The sequence below is a fragment of the Aminobacter sp. GW821-FHT11F06 genome, assembly GCF_058808215.1.
In genome coordinates, this window is the sequence record NZ_JBXARL010000002.1 from 477,553 (window position 1) to 490,824 (window position 13,272).

Consider the following 13,272-nt stretch of genomic DNA (forward strand, 5'->3'; position numbering starts at 1 on the left):
AGCCACGCGACGGCGAATGTCATCGGCGCGTCAGCAACGCGGCCAACAAACCGAAAACGGCAACGCCGACAAGTGCCGTCGCCACCGGATTTTCCTGGGCCCTCTTCTGGGCCATCCGGGCCTGCTTGCGCATCGTCGGCATCGCATCGGTAAAGCGTTCGTAGAGCCCGTCATAGAGCTCGGAGGCGCTTTCGCGGCTATCGGCGAGGGCTGCCGCGCTGCGCTTGGACATCGCCTTGGTCAGCGAGGCGACCTGCTTGGTCAGATGGGAAACCTGCTCTTCGAGGTCGGTCTGGATTTCTTCACGGGTCGTGGCCATTCGGATATTTCCTTTCATCGAGTAACGCTCCCAAACGGCTCAGCCGCCAAGTTCGTTCCCAAAAAAGGATTGCCCGAAGCCCCTCAGCTATGGGCGAAGATGTCTTCTTCGTCCCAGCCCATCAGATCGAGCTTGGCGCGGGTGGGAAGGAAGCGGAAGCAGGCCTCGGCTTCCTTGGTGCGGCCATCACGCTCGAGCCGACCTGCCAGGACGTCGCGCAGGCGGTGGAGGTAGAGAACGTCGGAAGCGGCGTATTCCAGCTGCTCGGGCGACAGCGTCTCGGCCGCCCAGTCGGACGACTGCTGCTGCTTCGACAGGCTGACGCCCAGAAGCTCGTTGCAGATGTCCTTGAGGCCGTGGCGGTCGGTGTAGGTGCGGCAAAGACGCGAGGCGATCTTGGTGCAGAACACCGGCTCGGCCATGACGCCGAAGGCATTGTAGAGCACGGCAATATCGAAGCGGCCGAAATGGAACAGCTTCGTGATCTTGCGGTCCTTGAGCAGGGCAACGAGGTTCGGTGCCTTCTTCTGCCCCGGCGCGATCTGGATCACGTCTGCGGTGCCGTCGCCCGGCGAAATCTGCACGACGCAGAGGCGGTCGCGATGCGGGTTCAGCCCCAGCGTTTCGGTGTCGATGGCGACCGCATCGACATTGTAATGGGTCAGGTCGGGCAGGTCGTTCTTGTGAAAGCGGATGGTCATGGTCTTCTCCGATCGCGGCTTGGCTCGTCCTCGCCGCGATCGGATGAAAAATCAACAGAAAGTTGATCTTAGACGGTCACGAACGGGTCAGCGCCTCGAGAATGCGGGCCCAGGAGCGCTGGCCCTTGTGGAACGAGGTCAGGTCGTACTTCTCGTTGGGCGAATGGATACGGTCGTCGGCGAGCGCGAAACCGACAAGCAGCGACTCCATGCCGAGATAGGTCTGGAAGTCGCCGACGATCGGGATCGAGCCACCCATGGCGATCATCACCGCCTGCTTCGACCATTCATCCGACAGCGCGTCCTTGGCCTTGGCGAGGAAGGGCGAGTCATAAGACAGCTGGATCGCCGGCGAGCCGCCATGCTCATGGAACTCGACGCTGCAATCGGCGGGGATGCGCGCGCGGACGAAGTCGCGGAAGGCGGCGCGGATCTTTTCGGGATCCTGCTTGTGGACGAGGCGGAACGACACCTTGGCCGAGGCTTCCGCCGCGATCACCGTCTTGAAGCCCTTGCCGGTATAGCCACCGATGATGCCGTTGAATTCGGCTGTCGGTCGCGCCCAGACCAGTTCGAGCACCGAGCGGCCCTTTTCGCCCGAAGGGATCGACAGGCCAACCTCGCCGAGGAACTTTTCGGCCGTCTCGCCAAGCGTTTCCCACGACTTCAAGATCTGCGAGGGCGTTTCTTCGACACCGTCATAGAAGCCGGGAATGGTGACGCGGCCGGTGTCGTCGTGGATGTCGGCCAGCACCTTGGCCAGGATACGCACCGGGTTGGCGGCGGCACCGCCATATTCACCCGAATGCAGGTCGCGATCGGCGGCGTGAACGGTGATCTCCTCGCCGACCAGCCCGCGCAGCGCGATCGAGATCGCCGGCGTTTCGCGGTCCCACATGCCGGTGTCGCAGACCATGGCGAAATCGGCCTTGAGCTCTTCGGCATTGGCGTCGAGGAACGGCTTGAGCGAGGGCGAACCGGATTCCTCTTCGCCTTCGAACAAAAGCGTGATCTTGCACGGCAGGCTGCCATGCACCTCTTTCCAGGCGCGGCATGCCTCGACGAACAGCATCAGCTGGCCCTTGTCGTCGGACGAGCCACGGCCGGTGATGACCTTGAGGCCGTGCTTCAGCTCCTTGATCTTGGGGTCGAACGGATCGCTCTCCCACAGCTCCAGCGGGTCGACCGGCTGGACGTCGTAGTGACCGTAAAACAGCACATGCGGCGAGCCGGCCGGGCCGTCATGATGGGCAACGACCATCGGATGGCCCGGCGTGTCGCGCACGCTGGCGTCGAAACCGATGGTCTTGAGGTCGGCGACCAGCCATTCCGCGGCCTTGCGGCAATCGCCTGAAAAAGCCGGATCGGTGGAGATCGATTTGATGCGAAGCAGGCCGAAAAGGCGTTCCAGGGACTGGTCGAGATTTTTGTCGAGACGGTCGAGAACAGGCGCGAGCGCGGTCATTTTTGTGCCTTTCGATTCTTCTGAGGCGCAACCTAGTGACGAAAGGACAAAACGAAAAGCCGGCAATATTGGGCCAGAGGCGCGTGCGGCGGGAAGCTTGGCTGGGAATAAAAAGTGCCGCCGTGGTGGAGGGGTAGCCACGGCGGCACTACTTTAAACGGTGCGGCAGCCCGGAGAGGGGGATGAGGCTGCCGCAGGGTCCGGATAGGCGGGGGACGGGCCTGAGACCGGACTTCGGCAAAAACTGCCGATGCCCACTATTTGTTCCTTTGAACGTGGCGATTCAAGGGCACGAAGATTACACTTTTGTAACATGACCGTGATTGGCCCTGCCGCACGGTCTCAGCCACTGACCTGCCTGCGCCGGTATTCGAACACCAGCAGCCCGCCGACACCCCAATCCTCGAGATCGACCTCATCAATCACCACAAATGGTGTGGCCGGCTCCTTGCCCAGGACGTCGACCAGAAGATCAGTGGTGCCCTTGATCAGGGCGGCTTTCTGCTCAGGTGTGGCGCTTTCGCGGGTGATCTTAATATTGACGTAAGGCATTCTTGTGCTCGCGCTCCATGTCAGTCAGTTCGACTGCAGATCGAAGTGAAAAATCTTCGACATGATCTGCCAGCGGCCATCGAGCTTCACCAGCGTAAGCAAATCGGTGAAGAGCTTCGGCCCAATGGCGCAGTTGTGCCGGACAAAAGCCGTAACCGGACCAGCGAGCTCGATCGAAAACGATGCGGTCGATCCTGGGCTCCGAGCGGCTGGCCCGGCGAGGCGGCGAGCCTGCCGCCTGACACTCGCTACCTTGAGAAGACGATCGACGTCAGCATTTCGATCTCCGAAATCCCACATTGGCAGAACGGGTGTGGCCCGCCTATTCTCAAGCAAAGCAGCCAAATCAACAGTGGAATGAGCAATCCATGGCATTGCATACCCGACCCGCGCAGCAGCAAGACGCGAGCGAGATGGCGCGAATCCTGAACGAAATCATCGAGATCGGAGGAACAACGGCTCACCGCGAGCAATTCGATGAGGAGCGCATCATCGCTTACTTCATTGCACCAAAACTCGGAATCAGCTGCTTCGTGGCGGTGGATGGGTCGCAGCTGTTGGGGTTCCAGTCACTCGAATGGTCCGATCCGGATTGGCCGGGCGATCGATTGCCAGCCGACTGGGGGATTGTCGCAACCTTCGTGGATCCACATGCCCACAAACGAGGTGTTGGACGGGCACTGTTCGCCAACACAGTGGAGGCCGCGAAGAAGGCGGGCGTCAGTTTCATCGACGCGACCATTCGGAAGGAAAATATCGGCGGCCAGGCATTCTACCAAGGGATTGGCTTCACCGACTATCGCGAAGGAACCGAGACCATTTCCAAGCGGTTTGCGTCTCTCTAGACGCCTGCCGCCAAACACCCATCAATGACTTGTCAGTAGACGGCGGCAAGGCCAGCTTGACCATGGACAGCCGCGCTGTGCCAAGTTACCCGTATCGCCATGAAAAAAGGCGATCATCTCTTCCTTGTCGACGGCTCCGGCTACATCTTTCGCGCCTATCACGCGCTGCCGCCGCTAACCCGCAAGTCGGACGGCCTGCCGGTCGGCGCGGTCTCGGGTTTCTGCAACATGCTGTGGAAGCTGATGCTCGATGCGCGCAACACCGAGGCCGGTGTGGTGCCGAGCCATTTTGCCGTCATCTTCGACTATTCCTCGAAGACCTTCCGCAACGAGCTCTACCCCGAATACAAGGCCAATCGCTCGGCCCCGCCGGAAGACCTGATCCCGCAATTCGGGCTGATCCGCCAGGCGACCAAGGCCTTCGAGCTGCCCTGCATCGAGATGGAAGGCTTCGAAGCCGACGATCTGATCGCAACCTACGCCAGGCTTGCCTGCGAGGCCGGCGGTGATACCACCATCGTTTCGTCCGACAAGGACCTGATGCAGCTCGTCGGTCCCAGCGTGTCGATGTACGACCCGATGAAGGACCGCCAGATCAACATCCCCGAGGTCATCGAGAAATGGGGTGTGCCGCCCGAAAAGATGATCGACTTGCAGGCGCTGACCGGCGACTCGGTCGACAACGTGCCGGGCGTGCCCGGCATTGGACCTAAGACGGCAGCACAGCTGCTTGAACAGTTCGGCGACCTCGACACGCTTCTGGCTCGCGCCTCCGAGATCAAGCAGGACAAGCGGCGTCAATCGATCATCGACAATGCCGAAAAGGCGCGCATTTCGCGCGAGCTGGTAAGGCTCAAGCTCGACGTGCCGGTGACAGACGGGCTCGAAGACTTCGTGCTGCAGCCGCCCAACGGGCCGAGGCTGATCGGCTTCCTCAAGACCATGGAATTCACCTCGCTGACCAGGCGCGTGGCCGAAGCCACCGGCACCGAGGCCGGCGAGATCGAGGCAGTGCCTGTTACCGTACAGTGGGGCGCCGAGGCGCATGGGCCGGATGTCGGCTCGGGGGCTACAACTCCCCCCTCTGGCCTGCCGGCCATCTCCCCCTCAAGGGGGGAGATCAATCAATCGCCAACGTCGAAGCTGCCAATCTCCACCCTTGAGGGGGAGATGGCCGGCAGGCCAGAGGGGGGTAATGCCCCCACCGCCCTCGCCAACAAGATCGCCGAAGCAGCGGTGGCGCAAAAGTTCGACCACGCCGCCTATGTCACCATCCGCGACCTCGGAACGCTGAAGGCCTGGGTGGCCGAGGCGACCGAGGCCGGCGTCGTGGCCTTCGACACCGAGACCAATTCGCTCGACCCGATGCAGGCCGAACTTGTCGGCTTCTCGCTCGCCACCGCACCCGGCCGTGCCGCCTATGTGCCACTCGCCCACAAGAGCGGGCGCGGCGACCTTTTGGGCGGCGGGCTGGTCGAAAACCAGATTCCGGTGCGCGACGCGCTTGCCGTGTTCAAGCCGTTGCTCGAAGACGCTTCGGTGCTGAAGATCGCGCAGAACCTGAAATACGACCTCGTGGTGATGAACCGCTACGGCGTCGACGTCAGGTCGTTCGACGACACGATGCTTTTGTCCTACGTGCTCGACGGCGGCACCAATGGCGGCCACGGCATGGACCCGCTGTCGGAAAAATGGCTCGGCCATACACCGATTGCCTTCAAGGAAGTCGCCGGATCGGGCAAGAGCTTCATCGGCTTCGACCAGGTCGACATCGACAAGGCCACAGCCTACGCCGCCGAGGATGCCGACGTGACGCTGCGCCTGTGGCGCGTGCTCAAGCCGCGCCTCGCCGCCAAGGGACTGGCGTCGGTCTACGAAAGGCTGGAACGCCCGCTGGTGCCGGTGCTGGCCCGGATGGAGCAGCGCGGCATCTCGGTCGACCGCCAGATCCTGTCGCGCCTGTCGGGCGAACTCGCCCAAGGGGCCGCGCGCCTTGAGGACGAAATCAACAATCTCGCCGGCGAGCGCTTCAACATCGGTTCGCCCAAGCAGCTCGGCGACATCCTGTTTGGCCGTATGGGCCTGCCGGGCGGCACCAAGACCAAGACCGGCCAGTGGTCGACCTCGGCCCAAGTGCTCGAAGACCTCGCCGCCGAAGGCCACGAGCTGCCGCGCAAGATCGTCGACTGGCGCCAGCTGACCAAGCTGAAATCGACCTACACCGACGCCCTGCCCGGCTTCATCAATCCCGAAACCAAGCGCGTCCACACCTCCTACGCGCTCGCCGCCACCACCACCGGCCGGCTGTCGTCGTCGGACCCGAACCTGCAGAACATCCCGATCCGCACCGCCGAAGGACGCAAGATCAGGACCGCCTTCATCGCCGACAAGGGCAACAAGCTGATCTCGGCCGACTACAGCCAGATCGAGCTGCGCGTGCTCGCCCATGTCGCCGATATCGGCCAGCTCAAGCAGGCCTTCGCCGACGGCGTCGACATCCATGCCATGACCGCGTCGGAGATGTTTTCGGTGCCGGTCGAAGGCATGCCCTCGGAGGTGCGCCGCCGCGCCAAGGCGATCAATTTCGGCATCATCTACGGCATCTCGGCCTTTGGCCTCGCCAACCAGCTGTCGATCCCGCGCGAGGAAGCCTCCGACTACATCAAGAAGTATTTCGAACGCTTCCCCGGCATCCGCGCCTATATGGACGAGACCAAGGCGTTCTGCCGTGACAACGGCTATGTCGAGACCATCTTCGGCCGCCGCATCCACTACCCTGAAATCCGCTCGTCGAACCCCTCGGTGCGCGCCTTCAACGAGCGCGCCTCGATTAATGCGCGCCTTCAGGGCACGGCCGCCGACATCATCCGCCGCGCCATGATCCGCATGGAAGACGCACTTGTCGCCGCCAATCTGTCGGCGCGAATGCTGCTACAAGTGCACGACGAATTGATCTTCGAGACCGCCGAGAGCGAGGTCGGGGCAACCATCCCGGTGGTGCGTCATGTGATGGAAAACGCCGCCATGCCGGCAGCGTCGATGTCGGTGCCGCTGCATGTCGATGCCAACGCGGCCGACAGCTGGGACGAGGCGCACTGAGATGGAGCTTGCAACGTCGTCGAACCTGCCGACGTTGCTGTCCTTCGCGCTGACAGCACTCATCATCGAGCTGACGCCAGGGCCGAACATGACCTATCTGGCGCTGGTGTCGGCCAGCGAAGGCCGGCGCGCCGGCTTCGCCACCGTGGCCGGCATCGCGCTCGGCCTTGCCACCATCGGCATAGTCGCGGCTCTCGGCGTCACCGAGCTGATCCAGGCGTCAGACCTGCTCTACGAAGGGCTGCGCTGGGCCGGCGTGCTGTTCCTGCTTTATCTCGCATGGGAAGGCTGGAAAGGCGGCGGCGAAGCTGTCGCAAACGACTCCGACGCCGACCGGCGCTATTTCACGCGCGGGCTCGTCACCAACCTGCTCAATCCGAAGGCGGCTGTCTTCTACATCGCCGTGCTGCCGACCTTCGTCGTCGCCGACCAGCCGGTGCTGTCGCAGACGATCACGCTGACGGCGATCTATGTCGCGGTTGCAACCGGCATTCACGCGCTGATTGTCGTGCTGGCAAGCCGGCTCGAACCCGTGCTCAACAACCCGCGCATCGAAAGCATCGCCCGGCGCGCACTTTCAGCACTGCTGGCGGGTGTTGCGATCTGGTTCGCGTTCTCGACGGCGCGGTAAATTCTAGGCGGCGAGTGCCGCGCATTTGGCGCAGGTGCCGCGGAATTCGATGACGGCTTTCTTGGCGACGAAGCCGGTCGAGCCGACCCAGTCGTCGAGGCGCTTGCCGATCAGCTCGTCGGAGATTTCGGTGACCTGGCCGCAGGTGTCGCAGATGGCAAAGGCCGTCATGCGGTGGTTGTGGTGGCTATGGTCGTGCGGCTCGGAACAGGCGACGAAGGCGTTCAGGCTTTCGAGGCGATGGACAAGCCCGTCCTTCACCAGCACATCGAGCGCGCGATAGACCTGCAGCGGCGCGCGAAAGCCATCCTCGCGCAGCTGGTCGAGCAGGGTGTAGGCGCTGAGCGGGCCGCTCGTCGCTTCCAGTCTCTGGAGAACCTTTTGCTGGTTCTTCGTCAGCGTGTCCCGCGCCGCCATTTTTGTCGTCTTCACCTTTCCTCGCTGGAACAGAACATTCCAGCACCAAGCAGTCGCCCTAACATGGCGATTGGCCACAGGTTTTGCTAGCGCGTCCGGCCGCCAAAGACAATGTCGCGGCCGAGTTCACGCCCCAAGCAGAAGCGGGGGGCATCGCCCCCCGCTTCAAGTCGATGGCATTCAGCTTATTTCTTCTGGCGCGCCGAGCCTTCGCGCTCCGACGAACGCGCCCACAGATTGATGTCGGCCTCGCGGGCATGCTGGTCGATCTCGGCCAGTTCGGCATCGCTGAAGGTCGCATTCTTCAGCGCGCCAACACAATCTTCGACCTGCTCGGGACGGCTTGCGCCGATCAGCGCCGAGGTCACGCGGCCACCGCGCAGCACCCAGGCCAGCGCCATCTGCGCCAGCGTCTGGCCGCGGCGTTCGGCAATGCCGTTCAGCGCGCGGATATTGGCGAGGTTCTTGTCATTGAGGAAAGCAGGCCGCAGCGACTTGCCCTGCGCGGCACGGCTGTCTTCGGGCACGCCCTTGAGGTATTTGCCGGTCAGCATGCCCTGCGCCAGCGGCGAAAACACGATCGAGCCGAGGCCGAGGCCATCGAGCGCGTCGAGCAGGCCGTCATCCTCGACCCAGCGGTTGATCAGGGAATAGCTCGGCTGATGGATCAGGCACGGCGTGCCGAGCTGACGCAATATGTCGGCGGCCTCGCGGGTGCGCTGGGCGTTGTAGGACGAGATACCGGCGTAAAGCGCCTTGCCGGAGCGCACAGCATGGTCGAGCGCGCCCATGGTTTCTTCCAGCGGCGTGTCCGGGTCGAAGCGGTGCGAATAGAAGATGTCGACATAATCGAGCCCCATGCGCTTCAGGCTCTGGTCGAGGCTCGCCAGCACATATTTGCGGCTGCCCCACTCGCCATACGGCCCCGGCCACATGTCGTAGCCGGCCTTGGTCGAGATGACCATCTCGTCGCGCAGACCAGCGAAATCGGTGCGCAGTATCTCGCCGAATGCGGTTTCGGCCGAGCCGGCGGGCGGGCCATAATTGTTGGCGAGATCGAAATGGGTGATGCCGAGGTCGAACGCCTTTTGGCAAATGTCGCGCTTGGTCTTGTGCGGCGTATCCTCGCCGAAATTGTGCCACAGTCCCAGCGAGATCGCCGGAAGCTTGAGCCCTGAACGGCCGCAGCGGTTGTAGACCATGTTTTCGTAGCGATTGGCGGCCGGCTGCCAGGTCATGATGCTGTCCTCGGAAAAAGGGGAATCGGCGCTCTCGCACCGCTCCCCCTTCTTAGCTCATTTCGGCGCGGCCAGCAGCCCCCTTGCTGCTGCAGGCCCAAGCGGCTCCGGTCGTTCGCAGGTCGTCTGCATTTCGACGAACTTCTTCGTCTCGCCCGATTTCAGGATGCCGGTCATCACGTCGATGACGTGATTGGCGAGCTCGAGCGAGCAGCGGTGCGGCCTGCCCTGCATGATCGCCAGCGCCATGTCGGCCAGGCCCGCCGTGCGGTAATTGGCCATCATGCCGTGGTCGTGCTTCTCGTTTGGCACACCGAAGGGATGCTCCCATTTCGGCAGCGTCTTCACCGGCTTGTTGCCCTTGGTGTAGCTGAGCTTGCCGCCGAAGAAATTCGGATCCGGCATATGGATGGTGCCGGCCTCGCCATAGAGTTCCATCGGCGAATGGCCATTGTCCCAGACATCCCAGCTGGCGTTGAAGGTGAAGACAGCGCCGCTTTGGAACTCCATCAGCGCCAGGATCGTCGTCGGCGTCGTGACCGGGATCTTTTCGCCGGCGCGCGGCTTGGACGAGATCGTGCGCTCCTTGGCCGGGATCGACGACAAGGCGGCGACACGTTTCACCGGCCCGATCAGCTGAATGAGATTGGCGATGTAGTAGGGGCCCAGGTCGAGGATCGGCCCGCCGCCCGGCTGAAAGAAAAAATCGGGATTGGGGTGCCAGTGCTCCATGCCGTGGCTCATCACGTGGCAGGTGCCCGAAGTGATCTTGCCCAACTTGCCGGTGTCGATCAGATGCCGCGCCAGCTGGTGCGAACCGCCGAGAAAAGTGTCGGGCGCAGAGCCGATGCGTACGCCCTTCTTTTCCGCGCGCTTCTTGAGATCAAGCCCGTCCTTGATCGCCAGAACGAACGGCTTTTCCGAATAGACGTGCTTGCCGGCGTCGATCGCCTGCTTCGACACCTCATAGTGCACCGCCGGAATGGTCAGGTTGACGACGATGTCGATGTCATCAGATGCCAGCAGCCCCTCGACCGTCTCGGCGCGCAGCTTGAATTCCTTCGCCCTTGCCTTCGCCGCATCCATGTTGATGTCGGCGCAGGCACGCATCTCGATGCCCTTGAATTCAGGCGCGCGCGTAAAATAGGTCTTCGAGATGTTGCCGCAGCCGATCACCCCGACCCCGAGTTTCCTTGCCATATGATGCTCCCTAAAAGGTCTTGGCGGCTGCGATCGAGCGACGCGCGAAGCGTTCGAAATCGGCCGGATTGTCGTGTTCCATGACGAAATATTTGGCCGGCGTGCGGTTGCGCAGAGCCGTCACCAGCCCCGCCCAGTCGACCGTGCCGTGGCCGACATCGGACCAGCCATCCTCGTTGGCCGCCTCGCCCTGCGGGGCAATGTCCTTGACGTGAACGGCCATGACGCGTGGGCCGAACTCCTCGATCCAGTGCAACGGATCGGAACCGCCACGGATCACCCAGGCGACGTCCATCTCCCAGCCGATGTCGGGCGCGGCCGCAAAGATCATGCGCTGGGGCATCGAGCCATATTTGAACGGCACGAATTCGAAATCATGGTTGTGCCAGGCAAAGTCGAAACCGGCCTGATGGGCTGTGTCGCCGACACGCGCCAGCCTGCGTCCGAAATCGCGCCAGCCCTCGGCGTCGACGGGCCGATCCGACGCTTCGAGATAGGGGCAGGCCATAAGCTTCATGCCCAGAGTGGTGGCGATATCGGCTGCGCGGCCAAAATCCTTTTCCAGCATGTCGATGCCGAAATGGCCGCTCGGCATGGTGAGCCCGTTCTTGTCGAGCTCGGCGCGGAACGCCTCCGGGTTTTCGTAGACACCGCCAAAGCCCTCGACCTGCGTGTAGCCGAGCGCGCCAAGTGTCTTGAGCACATTCCCCCAAGGTTGGAAGTTGCGGGCGCTGTAGAGTTGGAATGACCAGTCCATGTTCTTTGTCCGGTTGGGTTGATGTCAGATGCGGTTGCCGCTTTGGCCGTCAAACAGCGAGGCGCGCGTCGGGTCGAAACCGATGCGGAGCTGGTCGCCTGGATGCAGCTGGCGTTCGGCCTCGACGCGGAAGGCAAAGCTCTGGCCGCCAAGCTTCGTCCAGACCAGCGTGTCGGCGCCCATCGGCTCGACGATCTCGACGCTGGCGTCCGCGGCGAACGGCATGGCGCGTGCCGCCTCTCCAAGTACGACGTGCTCCGGGCGGATGCCGAACACCGCCTTGCCGCCTGTCGCATTGCCATCGAAGCCATAGCGGTCGAGCGGGATTTTGCTTCCGGCAACAGCGAAGATAGGTTGCGTGCCGACCTCGACCTCGCCGTCCAAAAAGTTCATGCCGGGCGAGCCGAGGAAGCCGGCAACGAAGCGGTTGACCGGGCGGTTGTAGATGATCTGCGGCGCGTCGAGCTGCTGGATCACCCCGCCCTTCATCACAGCTATGCGATCGGCCAGCGTCATCGCCTCGATCTGGTCGTGGGTGACGTAAATCATGGTGTTGGCGAGCTTCTGGTGCAGCCGCTTGATCTCGACCCGCAGTTCCGAGCGCAGCTTGGCGTCGAGGTTGGACAGCGGTTCGTCGAACAGAAACACGTCGACGTCGCGCACCAGCGCCCGGCCGATCGCCACGCGCTGGCGCTGGCCGCCCGAAAGGGCCGCCGGCTTGCGCTTGAGCAGCGGTTCGATCTGCAGGATCTCGGCGGCGCGGGCGATACGCCGGGCGATATCGTCCCTGGCCATGCCCGCCGTCTTCAGCCCGAACGACAGGTTCCCCTCGACGGTCATCTGCGGATAGAGCGCATAGGACTGGAACACCATGCCGATGCCACGGTCCTTGGGCTCCTCCCAGGTGACGTTCTTGCCGTTGATGAAGATCTGCCCTTCCGACACGTCGAGCAGGCCGGCGATGCAGTTCAGAAGCGTGGACTTGCCGCAACCCGAGGGGCCGAGCAGCACGAGGAACTCGCCTTCCGGCACATCGAGATTGAGCGCCTTCAGCACATCGAAAGCGCCGAAATTGAGCGAGACATCCTTGACCACGACACTTGTCATCGCCTCACCCCTTGACCGCGCCGGCGGCGATGCCGCGGACGAAAAGCTTGCCGGAAACGAAGTAGATGACGAGCGGGACCAGCCCGGTCAGCAGGGTTGCCGCCATGTTGACGTTGTACTCCTTCACGCCCTGCACGGCGTTGACGATGTTGTTGAGCTGGACCGTCATCGGATAGGTGTCGGGCTTGGTGTAGACGACGCCGAACAGGAAATCGTTCCAGATGCCGGTGACCTGCAGGATGATCGCCACCACGAAGATCGGCAGCGACATCGGCAGCATGATGCGGAGATAGATGGTCCAGAAACCAGCGCCATCGACGCGTGCTGCCTTGAACAGCTCTTCCGGCAGCGAGGCGAAATAGTTGCGGAACAACAGCGTCAGGATCGGCATGCCGAAGATGCAGTGTACCAGCACCAGCCCCGACAGCGAGCCGTATAGGCCGATCTCGCGCAGCACGATGACGATCGGATAGAGCATCACCTGATAGGGAATGAAGGCGCCGATCACCAGGATGGTGAAGAAGATGTCGGCGCCCTTGAAGCGCCAGTTGGCAAGCGCGTAGCCATTGACCGAGGCAATGGCGATCGACAGGAACACCGACGGCACGGTGATGCGCACCGAGTTCCAGAAGCCCCGGCTGAGCCCGTCGCAATTGAGCCCTGTACAGGCGCTCGACCATGCCTTGACCCAGGGCTCGAACGTGATCTCCATCGGCGGCGAGAAGATGTTGCCGAGGCGGATTTCCGGCATGCCTTTGAGCGACGTCACCACCATCACGTAGAGCGGCAGCAGATAGTAGATCGCGACCACCGCGAGCGTGCCGTAGATGAAGATGTTGCGGCGGGAGAATGTACGTCGCTGCCTTGGCCCGCGGGGTCCGGCAAGGGCACTGGCGCGGCCCGTCGGGGCAGCGGCCGCTGCCATGCCAGGCGTGGCACGA

General features: G+C 62.8%; 14 protein-coding genes. 3 read left to right on the plus strand and 11 right to left on the minus strand.

Annotated elements, in window-relative coordinates:
* Positions 1-19: 19 nt before the first annotated feature.
* The 5 genes from AC1RTB_RS06835 to AC1RTB_RS06855 all read right to left on the minus strand — a co-directional run bounded on the left by AC1RTB_RS06835 (position 20) and on the right by AC1RTB_RS06855 (position 3,412).
* The gene (locus AC1RTB_RS06835) at positions 20-319 is read right to left on the minus strand and encodes a hypothetical protein (RefSeq protein WP_492875936.1); all 300 of its coding nucleotides are present in this window, start codon (positions 317-319) and stop codon (positions 20-22) included.
* A gap of 83 nt (positions 320-402) precedes the next feature.
* Complete coding sequence (locus AC1RTB_RS06840; RefSeq protein WP_492875938.1) at positions 403-1,020, minus strand: ribonuclease D; 618 nt, start codon at positions 1,018-1,020, stop codon at positions 403-405.
* A gap of 76 nt (positions 1,021-1,096) precedes the next feature.
* Positions 1,097-2,485 (minus strand): dipeptidase, encoded by a 1,389-nt coding sequence (locus AC1RTB_RS06845; protein WP_492875940.1) that lies wholly within the window; start codon positions 2,483-2,485, stop codon positions 1,097-1,099.
* 342 nt (positions 2,486-2,827) lie between these two features.
* The gene (locus AC1RTB_RS06850) at positions 2,828-3,037 is read right to left on the minus strand and encodes a tautomerase family protein (RefSeq protein WP_492875941.1); all 210 of its coding nucleotides are present in this window, start codon (positions 3,035-3,037) and stop codon (positions 2,828-2,830) included.
* Between the two features lie 24 nt (positions 3,038-3,061).
* Positions 3,062-3,412, minus strand: a complete 351-nt coding sequence (locus AC1RTB_RS06855; RefSeq protein WP_492875943.1) for a nuclear transport factor 2 family protein — start codon at positions 3,410-3,412, stop codon at positions 3,062-3,064.
* Between AC1RTB_RS06855 and AC1RTB_RS06860 the strand changes: the two genes are divergently transcribed.
* From AC1RTB_RS06860 to AC1RTB_RS06870, 3 genes are all read left to right on the plus strand, one after another.
* Positions 3,406-3,882, plus strand: coding sequence for a GNAT family N-acetyltransferase (locus AC1RTB_RS06860; protein ID WP_492875945.1), 477 nt, complete (start codon positions 3,406-3,408; stop codon positions 3,880-3,882). The genes AC1RTB_RS06855 and AC1RTB_RS06860 overlap by 7 nt on opposite strands.
* A 99-nt stretch (positions 3,883-3,981) precedes the next feature.
* On the plus strand, positions 3,982-6,981 hold the full coding sequence (polA, locus tag AC1RTB_RS06865) for a DNA polymerase I (RefSeq protein WP_492875947.1): 3,000 nt from the start codon (positions 3,982-3,984) through the stop codon (positions 6,979-6,981).
* 1 nt (position 6,982) lies between these two features.
* Positions 6,983-7,612: a LysE family translocator gene (locus tag AC1RTB_RS06870; protein ID WP_492875949.1), complete on the plus strand. Its 630-nt coding sequence runs from the start codon at positions 6,983-6,985 to the stop codon at positions 7,610-7,612.
* Between the two features lie 3 nt (positions 7,613-7,615).
* Here the strand turns inward: AC1RTB_RS06870 and AC1RTB_RS06875 are convergent, their stop codons facing one another.
* The 6 genes from AC1RTB_RS06875 to AC1RTB_RS06900 form a co-directional block, all read right to left on the minus strand.
* Positions 7,616-8,029 carry a Fur family transcriptional regulator gene (locus AC1RTB_RS06875; protein ID WP_492876349.1) on the minus strand — a complete coding sequence of 138 codons (414 nt, stop codon included), beginning with the start codon at positions 8,027-8,029 and terminating at the stop codon, positions 7,616-7,618.
* Between the two features lie 185 nt (positions 8,030-8,214).
* Complete coding sequence (gene mgrA, locus AC1RTB_RS06880) at positions 8,215-9,267, minus strand: L-glyceraldehyde 3-phosphate reductase (RefSeq protein ID WP_492875951.1); 1,053 nt, start codon at positions 9,265-9,267, stop codon at positions 8,215-8,217.
* Positions 9,268-9,324: 57 nt separating this feature from the next.
* Complete coding sequence (locus AC1RTB_RS06885) at positions 9,325-10,467, minus strand: Gfo/Idh/MocA family protein (RefSeq protein ID WP_492875953.1); 1,143 nt, start codon at positions 10,465-10,467, stop codon at positions 9,325-9,327.
* Between the two features lie 10 nt (positions 10,468-10,477).
* On the minus strand, positions 10,478-11,224 hold the full coding sequence (locus AC1RTB_RS06890; RefSeq protein ID WP_492875955.1) for a sugar phosphate isomerase/epimerase family protein: 747 nt from the start codon (positions 11,222-11,224) through the stop codon (positions 10,478-10,480).
* 24 nt (positions 11,225-11,248) lie between these two features.
* The gene (locus AC1RTB_RS06895; RefSeq protein WP_492875957.1) at positions 11,249-12,331 is read right to left on the minus strand and encodes an ABC transporter ATP-binding protein; all 1,083 of its coding nucleotides are present in this window, start codon (positions 12,329-12,331) and stop codon (positions 11,249-11,251) included.
* 4 nt (positions 12,332-12,335) lie between these two features.
* Positions 12,336-13,256 carry a carbohydrate ABC transporter permease gene (locus AC1RTB_RS06900; RefSeq protein WP_492876351.1) on the minus strand — a complete coding sequence of 307 codons (921 nt, stop codon included), beginning with the start codon at positions 13,254-13,256 and terminating at the stop codon, positions 12,336-12,338.
* Positions 13,257-13,272 lie beyond the last annotated feature (16 nt).

Excerpts from the sequence above, each read along its gene's own strand:
- AC1RTB_RS06835 (WP_492875936.1), bottom strand. The coding sequence starts at position 319 with ATGGCCACGACCCGTGAAGAAATCCAGACCGACCTCGAAGAGCAGGTT.
- AC1RTB_RS06840 (WP_492875938.1), bottom strand. The coding sequence starts at position 1,020 with ATGACCATCCGCTTTCACAAGAACGACCTGCCCGACCTGACCCATTAC.
- AC1RTB_RS06845 (WP_492875940.1), bottom strand. The coding sequence starts at position 2,485 with ATGACCGCGCTCGCGCCTGTTCTCGACCGTCTCGACAAAAATCTCGAC.
- AC1RTB_RS06850 (WP_492875941.1), bottom strand. The coding sequence starts at position 3,037 with ATGCCTTACGTCAATATTAAGATCACCCGCGAAAGCGCCACACCTGAG.
- AC1RTB_RS06860 (WP_492875945.1), top strand. The coding sequence starts at position 3,406 with ATGGCATTGCATACCCGACCCGCGCAGCAGCAAGACGCGAGCGAGATG.
- AC1RTB_RS06855 (WP_492875943.1), bottom strand. The coding sequence starts at position 3,412 with ATGCCATGGATTGCTCATTCCACTGTTGATTTGGCTGCTTTGCTTGAG.
- polA (WP_492875947.1), top strand. The coding sequence starts at position 3,982 with ATGAAAAAAGGCGATCATCTCTTCCTTGTCGACGGCTCCGGCTACATC.
- AC1RTB_RS06870 (WP_492875949.1), top strand. The coding sequence starts at position 6,983 with ATGGAGCTTGCAACGTCGTCGAACCTGCCGACGTTGCTGTCCTTCGCG.
- AC1RTB_RS06875 (WP_492876349.1), bottom strand. The coding sequence starts at position 8,029 with ATGGCGGCGCGGGACACGCTGACGAAGAACCAGCAAAAGGTTCTCCAG.
- mgrA (WP_492875951.1), bottom strand. The coding sequence starts at position 9,267 with ATGACCTGGCAGCCGGCCGCCAATCGCTACGAAAACATGGTCTACAAC.
- AC1RTB_RS06885 (WP_492875953.1), bottom strand. The coding sequence starts at position 10,467 with ATGGCAAGGAAACTCGGGGTCGGGGTGATCGGCTGCGGCAACATCTCG.
- AC1RTB_RS06890 (WP_492875955.1), bottom strand. The coding sequence starts at position 11,224 with ATGGACTGGTCATTCCAACTCTACAGCGCCCGCAACTTCCAACCTTGG.
- AC1RTB_RS06895 (WP_492875957.1), bottom strand. The coding sequence starts at position 12,331 with ATGACAAGTGTCGTGGTCAAGGATGTCTCGCTCAATTTCGGCGCTTTC.
- AC1RTB_RS06900 (WP_492876351.1), bottom strand. The coding sequence starts at position 13,256 with ATGGCAGCGGCCGCTGCCCCGACGGGCCGCGCCAGTGCCCTTGCCGGA.